Origin of the sequence: Burkholderia sp. Ac-20353, assembly GCF_017104785.1 — a bacterium.
In the GTDB taxonomy this organism is placed as follows: domain Bacteria; phylum Pseudomonadota; class Gammaproteobacteria; order Burkholderiales; family Burkholderiaceae; genus Burkholderia.
Map to the genome: position 1 here is coordinate 1 of NZ_JAAGPL010000023.1, position 19,153 is coordinate 19,153.

A 19,153-nucleotide genomic window follows, 5' to 3' on the forward strand; every position below is an offset into this window, starting at 1 on the left:
CACCGCGAGCGCCTTGGCGGCAGCGCGGCGCCGCCCCGAACGCGGCGGCAGCAATGCCGCGCGCGCGGCCTGCGTGTCGACGCTCGCGGCGAGCCGGTTCAGCCTGCCGTGCACGGCTTCGATGTGACGCCATGCGGCATCGTGGCTCGCATCGGCCGCGCGCCAGTGCGCGAGTTCGGCCGTGAACGCGTCGCCCGTGCCGCCGGCCTGCAGGTCGACCCACCATTCGACCGCGCGCTGCGCGACCTGCGGTGGAATGGCCGGTTGTCCCGAGGTGGCCATCGGTCAGGCCGCCATCGCGAAGAAGCACTGCATGCCGGCCTTGACGAGATGACGCTTGACCGTCGCGAGCGACACGCCGAGTTCGGCCGCGATCTCGGCCTGCGTCAGCCCGTCGAGCTGCGACAGCAGGAACGCGCGCTTGGCCGCGAGCGGCAGGCCGTCGAGCAGCCGGTCGATCTCGATCAGCGTCTCGAGCACGACAGCCCGCTCTTCCGGCGACGGCGCGTGTTCGTCCGGACGCAGCGCGAGCGCGTCGAGATACGCGCGTTCGAGCTGCTCGCGGCGCCAGTGGTTGTACAGCACGCGCTGGGCGACCGTCGTCAGAAATGCGCGCGGCTCGGCCGCGCCGATCGGTTCGTCGCGCGCGAGCAGCCGCATGAACGTGTCGTGCGCGAGATCGGCCGCGCGGTGCGCACAGCCGAGCTTCCGGCTCAGCCAGCCTCGCAGCCACGCGTGATGGCCGATGTACAGCGAGTCGATTTCGCGATAGAGAGGGAGCTTGTCAGCGGACATGGCCGGGTTCCGGACGCGGATGCGTGATCACATTTGTAAATGAGAATGATTATTATATACAAATGCATGAGCAGATCTGGAACCTGTCTGCCGTGCCGGCGAAATGCAAAGGAAAGTTTGACGCGAGCCATTTGTTTGCGCGCTATGGCACACTTCGCGTTTGCGTGACTTCCTTGCACCGGGCGCCCGGATATCGCCCCAACCTGCCATGCCGCGTCAGACTTACCGTTCGATCAGCTCCGCAACGCTGAAAATTGCCTCGACTGTCGCGATGTCGTCCGCACTCTCCGGCCTTGCGCGGGCCGACTGCCTCGACGACGCGGCCGCGTTCCAGCACGTGAGCGTCAGCCTGATGCGCGGCATCGCGCAAGTCGAATCGGGGATGAATCCGAACGCCGTCAACACGAATACCAACGGCACGGTCGACATCGGCCTGATGCAGATCAACAGCACGTGGCTGCCGACGCTCGCGCGCGAGGGCATCACGCGGGAAAGCCTGTTCGATGCGTGCACGAACGCGTATGTCGGCGCGTGGATCCTGTCGCAGAACATCCGCCAGCTCGGCCCCAACTGGAATGCGATCGGTGCGTACAACTCCGCGTCGCCCGACAAGCGCCTCGCGTATGCGCGCAAGGTCTATGATGCAATCCGGACCATGCCGGATTCGCCGGATACTCCCATGCCTATCCTTCCCCCATCCTTCACGCCGCCGCAACAGGTCCAGGCGTACAACCCGTTCGCGAGCCTGAACGTCGCGACGCCGCAGGGCACGCGCCCGCGCGCGGCCGCCCCCGCCGCGCCACCACCGCCGCCACCCGGCGGGCCCGCCGGCCCGGCCGGCACGTACAACTTCGGGTGGACGGTCACGGGTGCGGACCAGGCCAAGCCGACCCAGGTGTTCGACGACGGCGCGCGGATCTACGTGCAGTTCAGCGACATGAAGCACGTGCCGGCGATCTTCACCGAAACGTCCTCCGGTCGCGTGCTGATGTCGTGGGAGCCGCAGTTTCCGTATGCCGTGCTGACGCGTCCCGCGCAAACGTTAATCTTCCAGCTGGGGCCGTTCGAGGCGCGCGCGCAACGCGGCGGCGCGGGGGCGGCCGGCGCGACTGCGCAGGCCGGGGCGGCGACGGCTGCGTTCCCCGCTTCGAAGAAATCCGCCGAGGCGGTAGCAAATACGGCGACGAAGCGCACGACGTCGACCGACGCGCTTTGGTATCTGAACACGCCGTCGACGTCGGGATCCGCGTCCACAGCGAACACCGCCAATACGGCAAACGCAGCGCCCCCGTCGAACCCGGGCGCCACGTGGCCGACCGCCGTGACCTCCGCGACGCCGCCCTCGGTGCCAGCTCAGGTGCCAACCCAGGTGCCAACTCATGCACCGGCCGCGACGACGACGCCTGCGCGCGTCAGCACGGACGCACTCTGGTATATCTCGAAGTAGATCTCTCGCACGCGTTCCGCCACACTGGCCTTCGAAGATCGCGCGATACCGTCGCACGGCGGCATCCGCGCCCCACCCCGTCCGCCTCCGTCACGCGAGAACGCCACGCTCCGGTTCAGTTGCCCTCCTCCGTCAGAACCGATAGCTCACGCCCGCGAACCCGTAGTAGTTGCTTCGCGACTGCACGATCGGACTGCTGCCGTACCGCCCGAGCAGCCGCGTCACGCCCGCCGTCGCGAGGATCGACCAGTGCTCCGACACGGCCCGTGTCCACGCGACCGACATCGACACGCTGTCGATCCCGCCGCCGGTCGAATACGGCCGGAACCGGCTCGTCGCGGCCTGCGCGTCCGTCACGCCGTAAAAGGTCTGCATGTAGCGTCCGGAGCCCGCATGCACGCTGCCCGTCACGACGATCTCGCTTTTCGCGGTCCTGAACACCGGCACCGCCAGATCGACATGCCCGGACAGCCCGCGCGACGTGTGCGTGACCGGCACGTCGAGCGCGACGCTCAGCGCCGCATCGCCGTAGATCTTCATCCCGGCGCGCACGCCGACGAGCACCGAACCGGGAATCCGGCCCATCCCTTTCAGGTGATCCGAGCCGGGCAGATCGAAGCGGTTCTCGTCCGCGCGGCCCGGGTCGTAGTCCACCGCCGCCGACACGAACACGTCGTGCGGCAGATCCAGCCGATAGCCTGCGCCGTCCGTTCCGTTGATGAAGAAGCCGTTGCCGAACATCGCCGAGAACGACGGCGCAACGACACCGCGATACTGGTTGCTGCCTTGATAGCGTGGCGCGAAGCCACCGCCGAGCGACAGCGTGTATTGGTTTTCCGCATGGGCGGCAGCGGCAAGGGTCAGGCCGGCGAGCGGCATGCAATAGCGATAGCGGCGAAGAGTCGGGCACACAATGTTGGGTCAAGAGTCCGGGAGTCCGAAGTCTAGGAGCCCGCGCGCGCCGAAACTGTCCGGAAACTGACGAGAATCTGTGCACAATTGTGTTCGATTGTTGGCGATTGTCGTGACGGCGTATCGGCCGCCGGCATGCCGGATAGAATGCCCGTGCTCCGACGTCACGTCCGGCTAGCCACGTGCGGGGGGATGCATTCCGAGGAGACCAATGAACGAAGACCCGCTCAAGTACCGCGTCCTGCTGATCGAGGACGACGACCGACTCGCGCAGCTGGTCCGCGAATATCTCGACGGCTACGAATTCGCGGTGACGGTCGTGCGGCGCGGCGACCTCGCGGTCGCGGCCGTGCGCGAGCACCAGCCGGCGCTCGTGATACTTGACCTGATGCTGCCGAATCTCGACGGCATGGAAGTGTGCCGGCGGATCCGCGCGTTCTCGAACGTGCCGGTCCTGATCATGACCGCGCGCGCCGACGTGTACGACCAGGTTGCCGGCCTCGAGACGGGCGCCGACGATTACGTGACGAAGCCGATCGAGCCGCGCGTGCTGGTTGCGCGCGCCCGCGCGCTGCTGCGTCGCGCGCAGCCGGCGAACGCGGTCAGCAACGCCGCCGGGCCGGAAACGCTCGTGTTCGGCGAACTGGCGATCTCGCCGCCGAACCGCACAGTCACGTGGCGTGGCGATCCTGTCGACCTGAAGACCGCCGAATTCAACCTGCTGCTGATACTCGCGCGCGCCGCCGGCACCGTGCTGAGCCGCGACGACATCCTGAAGCAGTTGCGCGGCATCGAGTTCGACGGGCTCGACCGCTCGGTCGATTCCGGGATCTCGAAGCTGCGCCGCCGCTTCGAGGACGCGTCATCGGAGCCGCACAAGATCAAGACGATCTGGGGCCGCGGCTACCTGTTCAGCCCTTCCGCGTGGGACGAATAAATGCTGCGCCCGCTGCTCAGGCTGTATCTCATCGTGCTCGTGTGCGTCGCCGCGTCGATCGCGTTCATCCAGCTGTCGTTCGACCGGATCTTCTACGATCGGGTCGCGAATGCGCAGCGCGATTCGCTCACGACTTACGCGTTCGTGCTCAGCGATTACCTCGAACGCCATCCGGGTGCGCAGCGCACGCTTGCGCTGCGCGACCTCGCGCTGCACGGCAACGAGCAATTCAGCTTCATGTCGATGGGCGACGCGCGCGCGCAACTGAGCGGAGCGCCGCTACGCGACCTCGATGCCGGCAAGATCGCGATCAGCTACAACGCGAGGGATTACTACATGCCGCTCTCGGACGGGTCCGTGCTGCACGCGCGCCCGATCGAGCCACCCGATCTCGACATCCGGATCTACGCGTACCTCGTGCTCGCGATCGCGACGCTGTTCGCGGTCGTGTTCTGGGTGCACTACCACTGGCGCGACCTGCGCAAGCTGCAGGCCGCCGCGCGCGCATTCGGCTCGGGCAGGCTGGCGACACGCGTGCAGCTGTCGAGCAAGTCGAACATCTACGAGCTGTCGCAGCAGTTCAACGACATGGCGCAGCGGATCGAAGCGTCGATCCAGCAGCAGCGCGAGATGATGCACGGGATCTCCCACGAACTGAAGACGCCGCTCGCCCGGCTCGAATTCGGGCTCGCGCTGCTAGCCGCGCCCGACGAGACCGAGCGGATGCGCGCGCGCCGCGACGCGCTGCGCCGCGACGTGCGCGAGCTCGACGAACTCGTCACCGAGCTGCTGACGATCGGCCGGCTCGAACAGGGCGAAAGTCAGCTCGCGCCGATGCAGGTCGTGATCGGCGAGCTGGTCGACAGTGTCGCCGGCAATGTCGCGAACGACGTCGCCGACCAGGGGCTCACGCTCGACGTGTCGACGCTCGGCGCCCCCGACACGCACGTCTGCGATCCGAAGCTCGTCGCGCGCGCGTTGCTGAACCTGATTCGCAACGGCGCGCGTTATGCCGCCAGCAAGGTATCGCTGGTCGCGGCCGCCGGGAACGACGGCACGCTCGTGCTGACCGTCGACGACGACGGCCCCGGCATTCCGCTGGCCGATCGGCAGCGCGTGTTCGAGCCGTTCCAGCGGCTCGATTCGAGCCGCGACCGGCAGACGGGCGGGTTCGGGCTCGGGCTCGCGATCGTGCGACGCGTGGCGCTCGTGCATGGCGGCGACGTGCGGCTCGAGGATTCGCCGCTCGGCGGTGCGCGGTTCGTGATGTCGTTTCCGGTGCGGAGGTTGCCGGACGGCGCTGGTGACTGTGCCGGTGCCGGTGACTGTCGCGCGGTGCAGTAAAAGGCGCTGTCCTCGAGATTGCGCAAGTACAGTGCGAGTTCCGCACGCGACGTCGCGTGCCACCCGTGGCGAATGGCGCACCAAGCCGGGAAGGAATCGATAAACTCCTGTCCCACACCGACGCAACGCGGACTCTTCACCGCCGAGGAACCATGTACGTATTGATCTACATCGCAGTGGTCGCTGCGGCCAACCTGACCGTTGCCCGTTTTGGCCCGGCCGTTACCCCGATCGTCGCCTTCCTGCTGATCGGGCTCGATCTCGCCATCCGTGATCGATTGCATCTGAGTTGGCGCGGCCGTGCGCTGTGGACTCGCATGTTCGGCCTGATCCTGGCAGCAGGATTTGTCAGCTATGCGCTGAACCCGGCTTCCAAAGCCATTTCGCTGGCGTCGCTCGTGGCATTCAGCGCGGCGGCCGTTGCCAGCGCGATCGTGTTTCAAACCGCGCGTCACTACCCGATCTTGACTCGCGCGAACGGCGCGAATGTTGCTGGTGCGGCTGTCGACTCGATCGTTTTCCCGCTGATTGCATTCGGCACCGTGTTCCCGGTCATCGCGGCACTGCAGTTTGTCGCCAAAGTCGCCGGCGGGGCGCTGTGGTCATGGGTCGTGTTTCGCAACACGCGAACGGCTTGATTGATTCCGCGAGTCCGCGCTGGCGAGAACCAACGTCTACAAACCCGTTTCATCTTGAGACGCCTTGTGTCTGGCATAGGCTTTCGCGGCGCCCATTGCTTCATGATGGGTCGCAAACTTGTCCTCGATCTTGTGCGTCATTCCGGGGATGTGCGCTTTCATCGCCGCGTGGTCGCTTTTGCGCTCGAACCGTACGAACGCACGCCACACGCTCGGTGGTTCTTCATAGGCCTCGCAGAAACATAGATAGCCATTCTCGTCGACAACTGCGCGCTCCGACATATCAGCCTCCGCATTGAATGACGACCAACCCCGGATCGGCACGTGGGCGATTGCCTATGTGCTCAAGGCGGTGTCGATCCGGCGACGAGCTTTGACCCGGCGGGCGGTACTCCGGTGATACACCATTGGGTAACCGGGACGTGTGAACTGCTCCAGCATAGAACAGGCGTGGCGGGATCGCCACTCCTCCGGGTACGTTCATAGGCGGCCATGCGAATGGGAAACCACCGCGACAACACGGAAGTACGCGCACCTTGCGCGGAGCCGCTTGGCCAAGGACGCCGGAACAATCAAGTTTTGGTCAATATCTGATATTGATCCCGCGCATCTTCAAGAATGACGTGTTACCGCTCCTCGGAAAGCGGTCGATTTGCGAGATTCGGCTCCCCGACTTGCGCGGGATGATACGACTCGTCACATCGATCGCCTCCACGAAATGTGTTGCCGCTTCACCAGCTACCGACAGCGGACGCCGAAGACACCAGAATTTTCGACTGAAGAATCTGACTCGTCTGATGGCGATCGTCCATCGATCCGGGTACAACGTCGAGTTAGAGCCCATCGTAAAGGACGATTTCGCCATGGCAGGATGTGGAAATCCGGACTGCAAGACTTGTCGTGCACTGACAGTGCCGACGAGGAACGACGAAGACTCGACGGCGTCGCTGTTTGATGAGCAGCTATGGTTGCTGGGCAAAAACAATGAGCCCGGAGCCCACCTGCCTTACAGCGTGTTGCTGGGTGACGGCGGCTATCTCTCCACCGACAGGATCTATATCGACAGCCAAGACCGGTCGATCGCGACCACGCATGGCAGCGATGTGGGGTCGTCCAGAGTGAAAGTCCCATTGCCAGAGGGAAAAGAACGCGGCCTCACAGCCGAGGAAATAGCGGCGGCACGCACGGTATTCGCCGACGGAGTCGACTACGGAAAGGTCAAAGTACACCATGGCGGCTGGTGGCTTTTCATGGGACAACAGGACTCCACAACCGCTGTCACGCCAAACGGAGAAATGTACTTCCCCTCGGCCATCTACCGTGACAACTTCGCCACCGCCGACGACGGTGGACGCGCGCTGTTCATGCATGAAATGGTGCACGTCTGGCAATACCAGATGGGCTATGCCGTCAAGCGTAATGCGTTGACCGTCACGAGCCGAGGCAAAACGGCCTATGCGTACACCCTGACACCGACAAGCAGACTAAGCGAATTCAATATGGAGCAGCAAGGAGACATCATGTCGGACTACTACATGATATGCATACTTGAACGACCGCAGCCTGCGCACAACCGCGCGATGAGTCCCGAACTGCTACACAAGGTGATGACGCCCTTCGTGAATCCCCGCGACAAGAACCATCTTCCGAGATAGCCAACGGTGCATACGACCATTCATTCCCTTGTCGCGAGCTGCCTTTTTATGGGTTGCGCCATTGTTGGGCGGGCGGAAACGCCCATATGGCCCTCCGCGCTGGACATCAAGCAGACAGGTGACGTGCCGGCCGCCTGCTTGCCGAAAGATGCAGGTGCCAGCATTGCGCTGCAGGCCGCCGCCGTGGCAGAGATCGCTTCCAGCTGGCCGCCGAAAGAATGGGCTATCGAGCACATACCCGGCTCCCCGCCCTTTATCGTGCATCCAGGCGAGTGCATCACCTACCGCCAGGTCTTGACGGGCTACCGGGACATTGGCGGATCAAAGCCTCTGAAAGTGGGAAACACCTACGGATTTGCCTTCAGTCAGGCTGGACGGGGTGGTCAGCAAACAGGCAGCCGATTCGTAGGCACCTTCTGCGTTCAACAGCGCCCCCATGGTCATCGAGCCTTCTTGCCGTATGTCGACCACCCGAACGGCACGACGACGTATCCTGCATGTGGACGTTATATCGGCAACCCGCCGGCGCCGGATGGCATTGTTCCGCCCGATACGCCCAAGCCATGAGGAACGATGGCTGTCGTTGTGCCAAAACTGCCCGAGGTAATGACACCTGGACCATCGTTGGGACAGGAAGTGATGAAAGCGGGCCAGCGGGCCCGCTCTTCGTTTGTGACACTGACTTTGCTGTCGCTCGAGTGTCAATGAAACGCTCTTGCCGTTCAGGTCACAGTGCAAATCGCGCCGCCGACGCCCATCGCCGTCAATTCCCGTTTTGTAACAGCTCGATCAGATTTCGCTTGATGAACGACGCATCGTCAGGATTGACGCCGGGCCCTCCTGCCAGATGCCCCCAAAGTGACGGAATAACGCGCAAGCTTGCATTCGGCATGTGTGTCACCTCGATCTCGGAATCTTCCGGCGGAAAGTACAGATCCGTCCGCGAAGGCATCACGTACGACTCGGCGCGAATCGATGCCAATGCCTTCGTAAAATCGCCGCGATAACGCTCGTTGTCGCTAATGTCTCCGTTCTGCCACGTCCAGAGCATTGACAGCAGGTCATTGGCATCGACGCCAAGAAACGCCCCTTCCCAGAACCCCACGATGAAGTCCTCAAGCGACGAAAAGCCCAAGCTCCGGATATCGAGTTGCTCGCGGTAGAACGCCTGGGACATGGCCCATCCCGCATAGACGCGCCCCATCGCACGCAGCCCCCGTTCCGGAGGCGCCGTATACCACCCCTGAGAGAAGGCGGCATCGGCGGTGAGACTCGCACGCACGCCCTCAATGAAAACCTGGTTATGCCTGGAACACCGGGCAGCGCCGCAGTACGGCGCAACGCGCCGGACCCGTTCTGGATAGTAAGCAGCCCAATGGAACGCCTGCATCGCTCCCATTGATGAGCCCGTCACGAGTTGTATCTCCTGAACGCCAAGATGCTCGACCACAAGTTGATGCTGCGCGCGGACATTGTCCAGCATCGTCACCGCGGGAAAGCACGGCCCGTTGAACGGAGCGGGTGTATTGCTTGGCGAGGAAGACAGTCCATTGCCGAACATGTTCGGCACGATGATGAAGTATCGTGCAGGATCAAGCGGTTCGCCCGGGCCGATCAACCAGCTATTCATGTCGTGAGTGCCGGCGAACCATACCGGCGCAATGATTGCGTTATCGCGTGTCGCGTTCAAAGTCCCATAGGTCACATAGGCCAGCTTGGCATTGGGCAGTACTCCACCGCGCTGGAGTTTGAATTCACCTAAATCGAAGATCTGATAGGGAGTGGGGTGCATTTCGAAAAATGTCGAAGAAAAGGTTGCGAAAAATAGAGCACGAGAAATTCGTGGTGGTCGGTCGCCGGCCAGTGAATGCAACTCACACTGCACCGATCCGCTCGTGCACGCACGCGGCAAGTGCAAGCAAATCGAGATCGCTACCGCGGGGCCCGATCAGCGAAATCCCGATCGGGCAACCTGCATGACGGGCAAGGGGCAAGCTCACCTGAGGTAACCCACCCAGCGATGCGATGCATGTCAGTGCAAGTATCCGCGCACGCTCGAGGACAAGTTCCTCATCGCGAGCCGTGCGAAGCGGTGCAATCCCCGGTGTACTAGGGACGCACAGGAAGGTCGTGTTCGAGATCGATGTTGCGATTCGCCGGCGTGCTGCCGACAAATTGCTCTCGTCGTGTCGGGACCATTGGTTGGCAATTTTTTGGCAGGCTTGCAGGCGTGCCTCGATTTCCGGGTCGATGGATGGCTTCGCCTCCAGGTACCACTGCCCATGCGCGTCCCATACCTCACGCGCCTGCGCAACGCGGTACATGTCTGCCCACGCATCTAACCCCTCCTCCGCCAAGCGCGTCTCGGCCTGATCGACGAACACGCTGCGTACCATCTCGACAGCCGGCGTCAACGACGCGGCAATATCAGGAGGCAGCAGATCGAAGGCGTCGCGCGCGATCAGAAGCCGATGACGTCCATTACCGACATGTGTGCGCTGCAATGCAAGGGGCAACAGGACTTTTCCCAAGCGCATAAGCACTTCAGGGTCGCGCGCGAACCATCCGACCGTATCAAAGCTCCGCGCAAGCGGAACGATGCCAGACGTGTCTATTCCCCCCCACGTCGGTCGCATGCCGAATAAACCGCAATAGGATGCCGGCACACGCACCGAGCCGGACGTGTCGGTCCCTAGTGCCGCATCGACCAGGCCGGCAGCAACGACGGCCGCTGAGCCGCTTGACGAGCCACCCGGAAGGCGATCGGGAGCCTGTGTGTTCAATGGCGTGCCGTAATGAATGTTGCGTCCCATCAACGAGAACGCCAGCTCATCGCACAAGGTCTTTCCGGCGATCACCGAGCCTGAATCGAGCAATCTGGTCACCACGCCAGCATGCGTTTCGGCTGGCCTGGCATCGCGCGCGAAGTCCGGGTTTCCCGCACCACTGACATGACCGGCAATGTCGATCACATCCTTGACTGCTATCCGGAGCCCCTGCAATGGACCGCCCCCGGTCGGAGAGACCACGCGGGGGTTTTTGTCGAATCCAAAATGGTCGTACATGTCAGTCATTCGTTCTTTCCATTTTCCCGAGCAAATTCTCGGTATTGAGGATTGACTCCGCCATTGCCGAGATCGACATCTGTCGTGACATTGCCTCGGCGCGCATGGCTGCGTATGCGGCCTCCTCTGTCAGATCGAGTCGCGCTGACAACACGCGCGTAGCCCGCTCGACGATGCGCCTGGCCTTCAGCGTGTCATCGAGCTTCGCGATCCGCGCGAGCAACTTCTCCTCATACCGCGCAAGCGTGCGTGCAACAAACACACTCGCCAGAATGCCGAACGTGCGGATAGGCTTGGTTACGACTGCATGCGCGTTGGACGCCGCAATGGCATCGAGCACGACGGGGTTCTCATAGGCAATCACCGCGATCCGCACGGCTGTGCAAGGCTCGACGAGCCAGCGATGACGGTGCGCGCCAGCAGGGTCTTCAAGATAGAACACAACATCCGCCCGCGCAGGCAACACTGGCGGGGGTGGCCACATCGTGCTGACTCTGCAACCGATCCGTAGCAGTTGCTTGCAGAGCGCAGCACAATCATCGTCATCGGGATGGATTACAACCACGAACGCCCGCGCGAGTGACCGATAAGAAGGGGGATCCCAGGACATTGAATGACTCCGACTGCGGCAAGATGTCAGCGAACCTGTCGGTTGTAGCTGACCAGATAGGGATCTGGCTGCACGATGGACGGCGATTCCCAGATGATGTCGAAACTGGCGTCGCCTCGTGCCCGACCGATGCGTGGCCGCAGCGAAACGTGGTTGTTCTCAGGGTCAACGACAATCTCCCCATATGGCGCATCCAGTCTCGCGCCGCTTAGCGCGGCGAGCACGCTCGGCGATTCAGTCGTGCCGGCACGACGCACGGCTTGCGCGAACAGATGCACCTGGGCGTAAGCGCATGCCGCATACATGGACGGCCACGACGTAGAGCCATAGCGCCGCTGGTAGCGCTCGACGAATGCTCGATTGGCGACGGAGTCTATGCGTGGGAAATACGGAGCGGCCGTCAGAATCCCCTCGCGCGCGCCGGGCTCAGCCCGCGCGAGTTCGCCTTCCCCAGCCGTCAATGTCACGATCGGCGTCCTGCTTGCGCGCAAGCTCCGTGCGTCACATGCATTCAGCAGAACAGCGGTATCTTCTCCGACGACTGTCGAAAGAACGACGTCCGCTTTTGCCATGGCGATCTTCTCTGCTGCGGCCTGGACTTGAGAAGAACCCGGCGAGAACTCGAGATACAACTCACCCGCGACGGTGGCATCGCTCTCCTCGAGGAACTCCTTGGTGATGCGGTTGATTTCATGCGCGAACAGGTAGTTCGATCCGACCATGAACACCTTTCGCCCGCACGCATTGAACAGGTACTTCAACAGCGGGATAACGGTTTGGCTTGGCGTCGGTCCACCGTAGATGATGTTCGGCGAGTACTCGAATCCCTCATATACGGATGGATAGAACAACACGACGTCGTGCCTCTCGACCACAGGCAATACCGCTTTGCGGCTGGCCGACGAGCAGCAACCGAAGATCGCGCAAACGTGGTCATGTACAACCAGCTTCTGCGCCAGATCCCGATAACTCGCATGGTCGTCGACCGGTGCCTCGATATGCGGAATCAGCAGTTGTCCATCGATTCCGCCAGTCTGGTTGATCTCGTCGACCGCAATCAAGGTGCCGCGCAGCATGGCCTGCTCCGTGACCGCCATGTGGCCGCTTTGCGCGAACAGCACGCCAATCGGAATACTGTCCCCGCGCGAGGTCGGGTCTTCACGGTGAATATGAGGAGTGTCAATCATCTGTCAACTCCTGGCATGGCCAGGTCCGCGCTATTTCCGGTAACCGGGGGGCAATGTATGTGCCAATTGCTGAGCTCCTGAAAGCGCATGCCGATATCCAGAAGCCGAAAGTCGCTGCCCGCCGCCCCGAGCACCGACATCCCGACCGGCATCCCGTCCTCGCCGAAGCCGCATGGCAGGCTAACGCACGGCATGCCGGTGAAGTTCGCAAGCCACGGCAGTCGCGTCATCGCATCCTGCACGCTAATGGGAATTCCCCCGACATTCACCTCCACTTCGTCGATCGTTGGCGCCACAACCGGCAGCGTTGGCAGTACCCACGCGTCACAGGCACCGAGTGCGGTGCGGCACTGTTCGATGAACGCCGCGCGGTACTGCTGTGCATGCAGGTAGTCGATGGCGCTGATCGAGCGCCCCGCCTCCAGGCGGCTACGCACCGCAACCGAATAGCCTTCAGGCGACGTATCGAGCGTCCGCCGATGCCATGCAGTTGCCTCCGCATGCATGATGATCTTCCAGGCAGAAAATCCGTGCCCGAGGTCGGGCATGTGCGTCGGATGGATCGTGGCCCCGTCCCCGGCGAGCATCGAGATGGCGTCGTCGATTCGACGCTGAACACCCACGCTCGATTCGAACCCGGGCCCGCTCAGGACGCCGATGCGAATCCCTTTCAGCGAGCCGAGCCTCCGCGCGCCCTGGTATGTTCGATGCGTTTGGGCCGTTGTCGGGTCCTTCGAGTCGACACCGGACATGATGCGTAACAACAAATGGAGATCACTGGCCCAGCGGGCGATGGGACCCACGCAGTCGAACGACCAGGCAAGCGGCAGAACACCATGCCGGCTTGCGAGACCGTGCGTCGGCTTGAGTCCGCTGACCCCGCAGGCTGCCGCCGGGATGCGCACGGAGCCGCCGGTATCCGTGCCGATTGCCACCGGTACGATGCCGGCAGACACGGCGGCAGCCGAGCCGCCACTCGAGCCCCCGGAGATTCGCTCCCTGTCCCACGGATTGAGGCTCGGTCCGTAGCGTGACTCGGTGTTGGTGGCGCCATAGGCCCATTCGTGCATATTGGTTTTGCCAACGATAATTGCCCCCGCTGCGCGCAAGCGAGAGACCACCGTTGCATCTTGCGCTGCGCGCTCCGTTCCACGCACGTTCGAGCCAGCAGTACTCGGGAAGTCCGTCGTCAAACAATTGTCCTTGACGGCAACGGGTACACCAGCCAACTCGCCCAGGTTCTGTCCCTCGCGCAGCGCAACATCAACAAGCCGTGCGGACTCCAACGCAGCATCACGATCATGGGCAACAAATGCATTCACGCCACCATTCAGGCGCACCAATGCATTCATGCTGGCCTGCATGACCTCCTCCGCACGAATTTCTCCCGTACGGATTGCGTGCGCAATCGTGCCGGCACTCGAAACACCCAATGGGGAAGTTTTCATAGGTTGAACTCCAATACGCGTTCTTCTTCCAATGGCCAAAAGACCAATGCTGGCTCGCGGCCACCGACATCAGGCAGACTCGCGATGCCCGTCTCGAGCTCATCTGTAACCACTGCGATCTGGAAACGCAATGCCTCGTCCTGTGCTTGCACTCCGGTTTCGCATATCAAATCAGGCTGTGGAATATCACGCATCGTCTATATCCAGGATCATGGTCAGTCACACTGCCAGCAACTCGTGCAGCAGGGTCTTGTCGTTAAGCAATGTGTGTCGTTCGCACTCCCGTACAACGGTGCCGCGGTCCATCACATACGCGCGGGATGCGATCGACAGACAGAAGTCGAGATCTTGTTCGGCAATGAGCATGGCGAGCCCGGTTTCGCGATTCAGCCTGGCGAGGATTCCGGCAATGTCGTCCACGATCGACGGCTGCACGCCTTCTGTCGGTTCATCGAGCAGCAACACTGATGGGCGCGTAGCGAGCGCACGGCCGATTGCGAGAATCTGCTGCTGTCCACCACTCAATGTTCCGGCCAACGCGTGGGCGTGATCGCGTAGCATCGGAAACGTATCGAAGAACGCTGCGACTGCCGCGGCGCGCGGGTAGCCACAAGCGTAGGCCGCGACCGCGATGTTTTCTGTCACCGAAAGCCGTGCGAACACCCGACGACCCTGCGGGACGTAACCGAGCCCGGCCCGTGCGCGATGCGATGGCGAACGCGGGAGGCATTTGTCATGAAGCCGCACTTCCCCTGCGATTTGTTCGTTAAGCAAGCCCATCGCGTACTGCATCAGCGTCGTCTTACCAACGCCATTGCGTCCAAGCAAACCGACAATTTCCCTTGCACGGACTGATAGCGACACCTGATTGAGGATGCGCGTACTGTGATAGCCACCGCTCGCATCAGATATTGAAAACATGCTTGCGTCTCCCCAAGTAGATGTCGAGAATGCGCTCGTCGGCGCGCAGGGTCTGGATGTCCCCTTCCGCGTAGACTTCACCTCGATGCAGGACGCTAACGTGTGCGTCGAGTTCGCGTACGAATTCCATGTCGTGCTCGACAACGATGACTGCAGCGTCAGATGCGAGAAAGCGAATCAGCGAACAGAGTTCCCGGCGTTCGGCGCCGGTCATCCCTGCTGCGGGCTCGTCGAGCAGGATGACGTTCGGCGTCGCCGACAGGACCATTCCAATATCGAGCCACTGCTGCTCACCGTGCGAAAGTTCCCCGCCGAGCCGCTCACCAATATGGCTCATGCCCAAGACCTTCAGCATGTCGTCTGCGCGGCGGGACGCGATTGCCACGTCGCGTGCCACCGCGTACGCGGCTATCCATAGGTTGTCGCGAACACTCATCGTGTCGAATACCTGGGCGACCTGCATCTTGATGCCGAGCCCCGCCTGGACACGCTGAAACGGCTTTGCGCGCGAGACGTTCCGGCCATTCAGATCAATGTTGCCGCTATCGATCGTGTAGACACCGGTACAACAGCGAAGCAGTGAGCTCTTGCCGGCACCGTTCGGTCCGATCAGGCACCGAACGCGACCTGGCGCAAACTCGAGACTGACATCTCGCACCGGTACCACTCCGCCAAAGGCCTTGACGATACGATCCGTGCGCAGCGAAGGGACAGTGCCGGTAGACGATGCACGCATTTCGCGCAAAAGCGAAAGATCGAGTCTCGGTTTCGAGGCCACGTTGTCAAAAGGCGAAATGCCAGCGTCCTGCATGGTGGGTTGCAAGGAACCGCATCCCTGTTCGTTTTCCCGGTGATTGGCCGACGCCGAAGCAAGTGCAGTTGCGCGGGCTCCGATCGACGAGCGGAAGCGGTCAATCAGGGTGCCGAGTAGTCCCCTGCGCACGAATAGCACCAGCAGGATCAGGCAGATGCCCATCACCAGGGTCGTTTGCCCGCCGATCACGCCACCGCCGAGCCAGAACGAAAGGCCACCGACAAGTGCTGCGCCGAGGAACGGGCCCACCAGCGTGCCTAGTCCGCCGACAAGAACGTAGATCGGAATCATCAGTGCCTCCTGTGCACTGAAGATCGAAGGACTCAGGTAGTTAGCCCATGCGCCATACAAGGCGCCGGCAAGACCTGCGATTCCCCCGGACAGCACGAAGAGCCCTGTCTGGTAGCGCCTTACGTCATAACCGAGCAACTCGGTCTTGTCGGCATTCAGGCGAATGCAGTCGATGACCCGGCCGAACGGGGATCGCATCAGCCAGGAAACGCTGGCGACAATTGCACATGCGATTGCAAGCACACAGATGAAGGCTGCGCGCGGCCCAATGGTCTGCGCATCCTCCCCGAATCCCACGACGATGCCGGGAATGCTGGAGAGGCCGTTGTCGCCACCAATCGTTGCAAGCCCGACCTGCGCATTCAGCGATACCGAGCCCGTCCACAGCAATAGCGTGCATGCATACGTCAGGATCGTGCCTTGTAGCGGACCCATGCGACCGTAGAAGATCGCCACACCGAGCACGCCGGCGACAAGCGAGCCGGCCAGCACGCCGAACGGCAGCGTCCACAGCAGGGTATTTCCGGTCAGCGGCGAGAAGTTGATTGCTACGACACTGCCGACATAACCACCGATTCCATACAGTGCGCTCTGGCACAAGCTGAGGAACCCGCCACGTCCCCAGACGAGATCGAGGCTGAGCCCGGCAATCCCGAAGATTAACCATGACGTGGCGACATAGCACAGGTAGGGATCGACGTTCGATGAGCCGATCGCAAGCAGCAGCACCAGACCTGCGAACAGCAGCAGGTGCCGCATGGCTTGCGAACGCTTTGGCACGCCAGGTGGCGTTGGCGCCACAATGCCATTCAAATGAGTCAGAGGTTTCATGGTGGCTTGGGTTCTTATAGTCTGATGCGCCATCCGGCCGATACACCACGCGGAAAGGCGATAAGCAACGCGATGGTTGCCGTGAAGAACAGGATGTCCCCTGCGACGCTCGACCAGAAGGCTGCGCTCGCGCTAGCTACGGCGCCAAGCACGCCTCCAGTCAGAACCGTACCCGCAAGGGTGACCGGCCCCGCGGCGACGACTGCGAGAAACGCCTTGATGACAAAGGCGAAACCCATACCCGGTGTCGCCGGCACGATCGGGAGCAACACCGCACCAGCGAACCCAGCGGATCCCGCGCCAAGCGCGAACGTCAAGTTGTTCACTCGACCGGCTTGCAGCCCCATCGCGCATGCGATCTCCGGATCCAGGATTGCCGCTCGCGCAGCGACGCCGTACCCGGTACGCGTGAACAGAAGATAGAGTGCCCCGAATACGAGGGCTGCTATGCCAATCATCGACAACGAATAGGCCGAGATCGTGTACTCACCGATTTGAAAAAAGCGCGTTGGAATCGCTATTCCCGGAGTCACGGTGCCGAAGCAGATGACAGCGCCCTGGTATAGCACCAGGCTCAGCCCCCAGGTCGCGAGCATCGTATCGAACAGGCGTCCGTACAGTCGCCGGATGATCAGCCATTCCACCAGTGCACCGAACGCCGCCGTGACGACGCTCGCGAGCACGACCGCAACAGGAAACGGAATGCCGGCGCGCGCGGCGCCGAGCGCGGTGTAGGCGCCCAGCATGATGAACTCGCCGTGAGCGAGGTTGATCACCCCCATGAGGCCAAACACGATCGCCAGGCCCACGGTCGCTATCAGCAGAATTGACGTGCTTGATAGCGACAACAGCATGGTCTGCAACAGATAATCGAGATGCATTGCTCCTCCAGGGTCAGTTGCGCGTCGGCGTATATTGCGTCGCCGAAGTTGGCCGGTGGATGAGGTCGCACGTCTCGTTCTCGTACGCGGGCGGTACTGCAGCGTGGGATTCCACCAGATCGAAACCGCGCTTCACGTTGGCGCGCACGATATAGATGTTCTGGCGTACGTGGTGCGAGCCGGGCTCGAGGCTGAGGAGACCGTTCGGACCACGAAACGACAGTCCCGATTCAAGCGCGGCGACAGTCTTGTTCGAGTCGACGCTACCGGCACGGGACACGGCGGCCGCCCACAGATGAACGGCATTCCAGGTATTGACTGCGACACCCAGGATCGGCTCCGACGCGCCGTACGCACGAACCCACCGGGATTTGAATTCGGCGTTCTCTGGCGAATCAAAAGCGTCGAAGTACTCAAGCGCCGAAACTACGCCGGAACTTGCATCCGGCGAAACGACAACCTGCTGATTGCCGGAACCGTAGTTTGTCGACACGAGCGGGATCGAGCGCTTGAGACCAGCCGCCGCAAACTGCTCGACAAAACCAGTCTGGTTTGCGCCAACCGGGAGCGCGACGACAAAATGCGGCCTCGCTGCTTGAATCTTCTGCAGGGTTGGCGCGAAGTCGCTAAGCGTGAGTGGAAGAAAGTCGACGCCCACCATGGTTGCTCCGTTCTGGCTTGCAAAACGGTTCACCCATTGCGCGGAAATCGTGCCGAAGTTGTAGTCCGGCGCCATCACGTAGATGCGCTTGCCATAGTGCGAGACCGCCCATTTGACCAGCACGCCGAGTTGCTGCGAAGCGGTTGGCCCCGTGACGAACGTGTAGCGATCGCAAGCGCCCCCTTCGTACAGCGACGTATAGAAGTAAGGAACGCGCTTCGCTCGCACCACGGGTCGGATGGCCTCTCTTGCAGCGCTTGTCAGCCCGGCGAACAGCGCGACGACCTGATCCCGCATGATCAGAGTGTTGGCGTACTGGGTGTACTTGCTCTGCTCCGATTGGGCATCGGCCTCGATGACCTTGATCTGGCGGCCTAGCACGCCACCGCGTCGATTGACATCATCGATTGCGAGCTTGAGCGCGCGACTCTGCTGGATGCCGTAGATATTCAGGCTACCGGTCAGGTCGAAGATCGCGCCGATGCGGACAGGTTCTTCCGCCCGGGCTGGCAGCGCTGCACCCATGGCTAGAAGTGCCAGCACCGCGCACATGCATGAGGAAACTGCACGACGCAGTCTCCACAACAAAAGGACATGAAACATCTCGAACTCCCGCATGACGGACTGTCGCGATGCGCGGCGGTTGTACCGCGCAGTGCGATGGACGAACGGGAGGCGAAGACGAGGGAGCAAACAAAAACGCCCTCTCTCCCGGT

20 protein-coding genes are annotated in these 19,153 nt (G+C 62.2%); 6 read left to right on the top strand and 14 right to left on the bottom strand.

Going from position 1 to position 19,153, the window contains the following annotated elements; genetic code table 11:
- Together G3N94_RS10680 and G3N94_RS10685 are read right to left on the bottom strand one after the other, a co-directional pair.
- Positions 1–282, bottom strand: a 282-nt coding sequence (locus tag G3N94_RS10680; protein ID WP_205792351.1) for a DUF4880 domain-containing protein, incomplete at its 3' end; no start/stop codon positions are given.
- A 3-nt stretch (positions 283–285) separates the two neighbouring features.
- Positions 286–795 (bottom strand): sigma-70 family RNA polymerase sigma factor, encoded by a 510-nt coding sequence (locus G3N94_RS10685; RefSeq protein WP_205792352.1) that lies wholly within the window; start codon positions 793–795, stop codon positions 286–288.
- A gap of 208 nt (positions 796–1,003) precedes the next feature.
- Here G3N94_RS10685 and G3N94_RS10690 point away from each other — a divergent pair, with 208 nt between their 5' ends.
- Positions 1,004–2,242, top strand: a complete 1,239-nt coding sequence (locus tag G3N94_RS10690; protein WP_205792353.1) for a transglycosylase SLT domain-containing protein — start codon at positions 1,004–1,006, stop codon at positions 2,240–2,242.
- A gap of 132 nt (positions 2,243–2,374) precedes the next feature.
- Here G3N94_RS10690 and G3N94_RS10695 read toward each other — a convergent pair whose 3' ends face one another.
- Positions 2,375–3,121: a MipA/OmpV family protein gene (locus G3N94_RS10695; protein ID WP_205792354.1), complete on the bottom strand. Its 747-nt coding sequence runs from the start codon at positions 3,119–3,121 to the stop codon at positions 2,375–2,377.
- 244 nt (positions 3,122–3,365) lie between these two features.
- Between G3N94_RS10695 and G3N94_RS10700 the strand changes: the two genes are divergently transcribed.
- The 3 genes from G3N94_RS10700 (at position 3,366) to G3N94_RS10710 (ending at position 6,073) form a co-directional block, all read left to right on the top strand.
- Positions 3,366–4,091 carry a response regulator gene (locus tag G3N94_RS10700; protein ID WP_205792355.1) on the top strand — a complete coding sequence of 242 codons (726 nt, stop codon included), beginning with the start codon at positions 3,366–3,368 and terminating at the stop codon, positions 4,089–4,091.
- Complete coding sequence (locus tag G3N94_RS10705; protein WP_205792356.1) at positions 4,092–5,435, top strand: ATP-binding protein; 1,344 nt, start codon at positions 4,092–4,094, stop codon at positions 5,433–5,435. It begins immediately after the preceding gene.
- A 152-nt stretch (positions 5,436–5,587) separates the two neighbouring features.
- Entirely contained in the window at positions 5,588–6,073 is a 486-nt protein-coding gene (locus tag G3N94_RS10710; protein WP_205792357.1) for a VUT family protein, read from the top strand.
- Between the two features lie 36 nt (positions 6,074–6,109).
- Here the strand turns inward: G3N94_RS10710 and G3N94_RS10715 are convergent, their stop codons facing one another.
- Entirely contained in the window at positions 6,110–6,355 is a 246-nt protein-coding gene (locus tag G3N94_RS10715) for a hypothetical protein (protein WP_205792358.1), read from the bottom strand.
- 401 nt (positions 6,356–6,756) lie between these two features.
- Between G3N94_RS10715 and G3N94_RS10720 the strand changes: the two genes are divergently transcribed.
- Complete coding sequence (locus G3N94_RS10720) at positions 6,757–7,728, top strand: hypothetical protein (RefSeq protein ID WP_205792359.1); 972 nt, start codon at positions 6,757–6,759, stop codon at positions 7,726–7,728.
- A gap of 6 nt (positions 7,729–7,734) precedes the next feature.
- A complete protein-coding gene (locus G3N94_RS10725) occupies positions 7,735–8,295 on the top strand; it encodes a hypothetical protein (protein WP_205792360.1) in 561 nt (186 codons plus the stop codon).
- A gap of 196 nt (positions 8,296–8,491) precedes the next feature.
- On the opposite strand, the gene G3N94_RS10730 is transcribed toward G3N94_RS10725, so the two are convergent.
- From G3N94_RS10730 to G3N94_RS10775, 10 genes are read right to left on the bottom strand one after another with little or no spacing between them, the layout of a single operon-like run.
- A complete protein-coding gene (locus tag G3N94_RS10730; RefSeq protein WP_241021747.1) occupies positions 8,492–9,601 on the bottom strand; it encodes an alpha/beta fold hydrolase in 1,110 nt (369 codons plus the stop codon).
- A gap of 1 nt (position 9,602) precedes the next feature.
- The gene (locus G3N94_RS10735) at positions 9,603–10,802 is read right to left on the bottom strand and encodes an amidase (RefSeq protein ID WP_205792361.1); all 1,200 of its coding nucleotides are present in this window, start codon (positions 10,800–10,802) and stop codon (positions 9,603–9,605) included.
- A complete protein-coding gene (locus G3N94_RS10740) occupies positions 10,795–11,403 on the bottom strand; it encodes an ANTAR domain-containing protein (protein WP_205792362.1) in 609 nt (202 codons plus the stop codon). Before G3N94_RS10740 ends, G3N94_RS10735 begins: the two co-directional genes overlap by 8 nt.
- 26 nt (positions 11,404–11,429) lie before the next feature.
- On the bottom strand, positions 11,430–12,590 hold the full coding sequence (locus G3N94_RS10745) for a transporter substrate-binding domain-containing protein (protein ID WP_205792363.1): 1,161 nt from the start codon (positions 12,588–12,590) through the stop codon (positions 11,430–11,432).
- Positions 12,587–14,038, bottom strand: a complete 1,452-nt coding sequence (locus tag G3N94_RS10750) for an amidase (protein ID WP_205792364.1) — start codon at positions 14,036–14,038, stop codon at positions 12,587–12,589. The genes G3N94_RS10745 and G3N94_RS10750 overlap by 4 nt, the downstream gene beginning before the upstream one ends.
- On the bottom strand, positions 14,035–14,232 hold the full coding sequence (locus G3N94_RS10755; protein ID WP_205792365.1) for a hypothetical protein: 198 nt from the start codon (positions 14,230–14,232) through the stop codon (positions 14,035–14,037). The genes G3N94_RS10750 and G3N94_RS10755 overlap by 4 nt, the downstream gene beginning before the upstream one ends.
- Positions 14,233–14,257: 25 nt before the next feature.
- Positions 14,258–14,959, bottom strand: a complete 702-nt coding sequence (locus G3N94_RS10760; protein WP_205792366.1) for an ABC transporter ATP-binding protein — start codon at positions 14,957–14,959, stop codon at positions 14,258–14,260.
- Positions 14,943–16,895 (bottom strand): ATP-binding cassette domain-containing protein, encoded by a 1,953-nt coding sequence (locus G3N94_RS10765; protein WP_205792367.1) that lies wholly within the window; start codon positions 16,893–16,895, stop codon positions 14,943–14,945. The genes G3N94_RS10760 and G3N94_RS10765 overlap by 17 nt, the downstream gene beginning before the upstream one ends.
- A 14-nt stretch (positions 16,896–16,909) precedes the next feature.
- Positions 16,910–17,776: a branched-chain amino acid ABC transporter permease gene (locus G3N94_RS10770; RefSeq protein WP_205792368.1), complete on the bottom strand. Its 867-nt coding sequence runs from the start codon at positions 17,774–17,776 to the stop codon at positions 16,910–16,912.
- Between the two features lie 13 nt (positions 17,777–17,789).
- Entirely contained in the window at positions 17,790–19,040 is a 1,251-nt protein-coding gene (locus tag G3N94_RS10775) for an ABC transporter substrate-binding protein (RefSeq protein ID WP_205792369.1), read from the bottom strand.
- Between the last annotated feature and the right edge of the window lie 113 nt (positions 19,041–19,153).

Excerpts from the sequence above, each read along its gene's own strand:
- G3N94_RS10685 (WP_205792352.1), bottom strand. The coding sequence starts at position 795 with ATGTCCGCTGACAAGCTCCCTCTCTATCGCGAAATCGACTCGCTGTAC.
- G3N94_RS10690 (WP_205792353.1), top strand. The coding sequence starts at position 1,004 with ATGCCGCGTCAGACTTACCGTTCGATCAGCTCCGCAACGCTGAAAATT.
- G3N94_RS10695 (WP_205792354.1), bottom strand. The coding sequence starts at position 3,121 with ATGCCGCTCGCCGGCCTGACCCTTGCCGCTGCCGCCCATGCGGAAAAC.
- G3N94_RS10700 (WP_205792355.1), top strand. The coding sequence starts at position 3,366 with ATGAACGAAGACCCGCTCAAGTACCGCGTCCTGCTGATCGAGGACGAC.
- G3N94_RS10705 (WP_205792356.1), top strand. The coding sequence starts at position 4,092 with ATGCTGCGCCCGCTGCTCAGGCTGTATCTCATCGTGCTCGTGTGCGTC.
- G3N94_RS10710 (WP_205792357.1), top strand. The coding sequence starts at position 5,588 with ATGTACGTATTGATCTACATCGCAGTGGTCGCTGCGGCCAACCTGACC.
- G3N94_RS10715 (WP_205792358.1), bottom strand. The coding sequence starts at position 6,355 with ATGTCGGAGCGCGCAGTTGTCGACGAGAATGGCTATCTATGTTTCTGC.
- G3N94_RS10720 (WP_205792359.1), top strand. The coding sequence starts at position 6,757 with ATGATACGACTCGTCACATCGATCGCCTCCACGAAATGTGTTGCCGCT.
- G3N94_RS10735 (WP_205792361.1), bottom strand. The coding sequence starts at position 10,802 with ATGACTGACATGTACGACCATTTTGGATTCGACAAAAACCCCCGCGTG.
- G3N94_RS10740 (WP_205792362.1), bottom strand. The coding sequence starts at position 11,403 with ATGTCCTGGGATCCCCCTTCTTATCGGTCACTCGCGCGGGCGTTCGTG.
- G3N94_RS10745 (WP_205792363.1), bottom strand. The coding sequence starts at position 12,590 with ATGATTGACACTCCTCATATTCACCGTGAAGACCCGACCTCGCGCGGG.
- G3N94_RS10750 (WP_205792364.1), bottom strand. The coding sequence starts at position 14,038 with ATGAAAACTTCCCCATTGGGTGTTTCGAGTGCCGGCACGATTGCGCAC.
- G3N94_RS10755 (WP_205792365.1), bottom strand. The coding sequence starts at position 14,232 with ATGCGTGATATTCCACAGCCTGATTTGATATGCGAAACCGGAGTGCAA.
- G3N94_RS10760 (WP_205792366.1), bottom strand. The coding sequence starts at position 14,959 with ATGTTTTCAATATCTGATGCGAGCGGTGGCTATCACAGTACGCGCATC.
- G3N94_RS10765 (WP_205792367.1), bottom strand. The coding sequence starts at position 16,895 with ATGAAACCTCTGACTCATTTGAATGGCATTGTGGCGCCAACGCCACCT.
- G3N94_RS10770 (WP_205792368.1), bottom strand. The coding sequence starts at position 17,776 with ATGCATCTCGATTATCTGTTGCAGACCATGCTGTTGTCGCTATCAAGC.
- G3N94_RS10775 (WP_205792369.1), bottom strand. The coding sequence starts at position 19,040 with ATGTTTCATGTCCTTTTGTTGTGGAGACTGCGTCGTGCAGTTTCCTCA.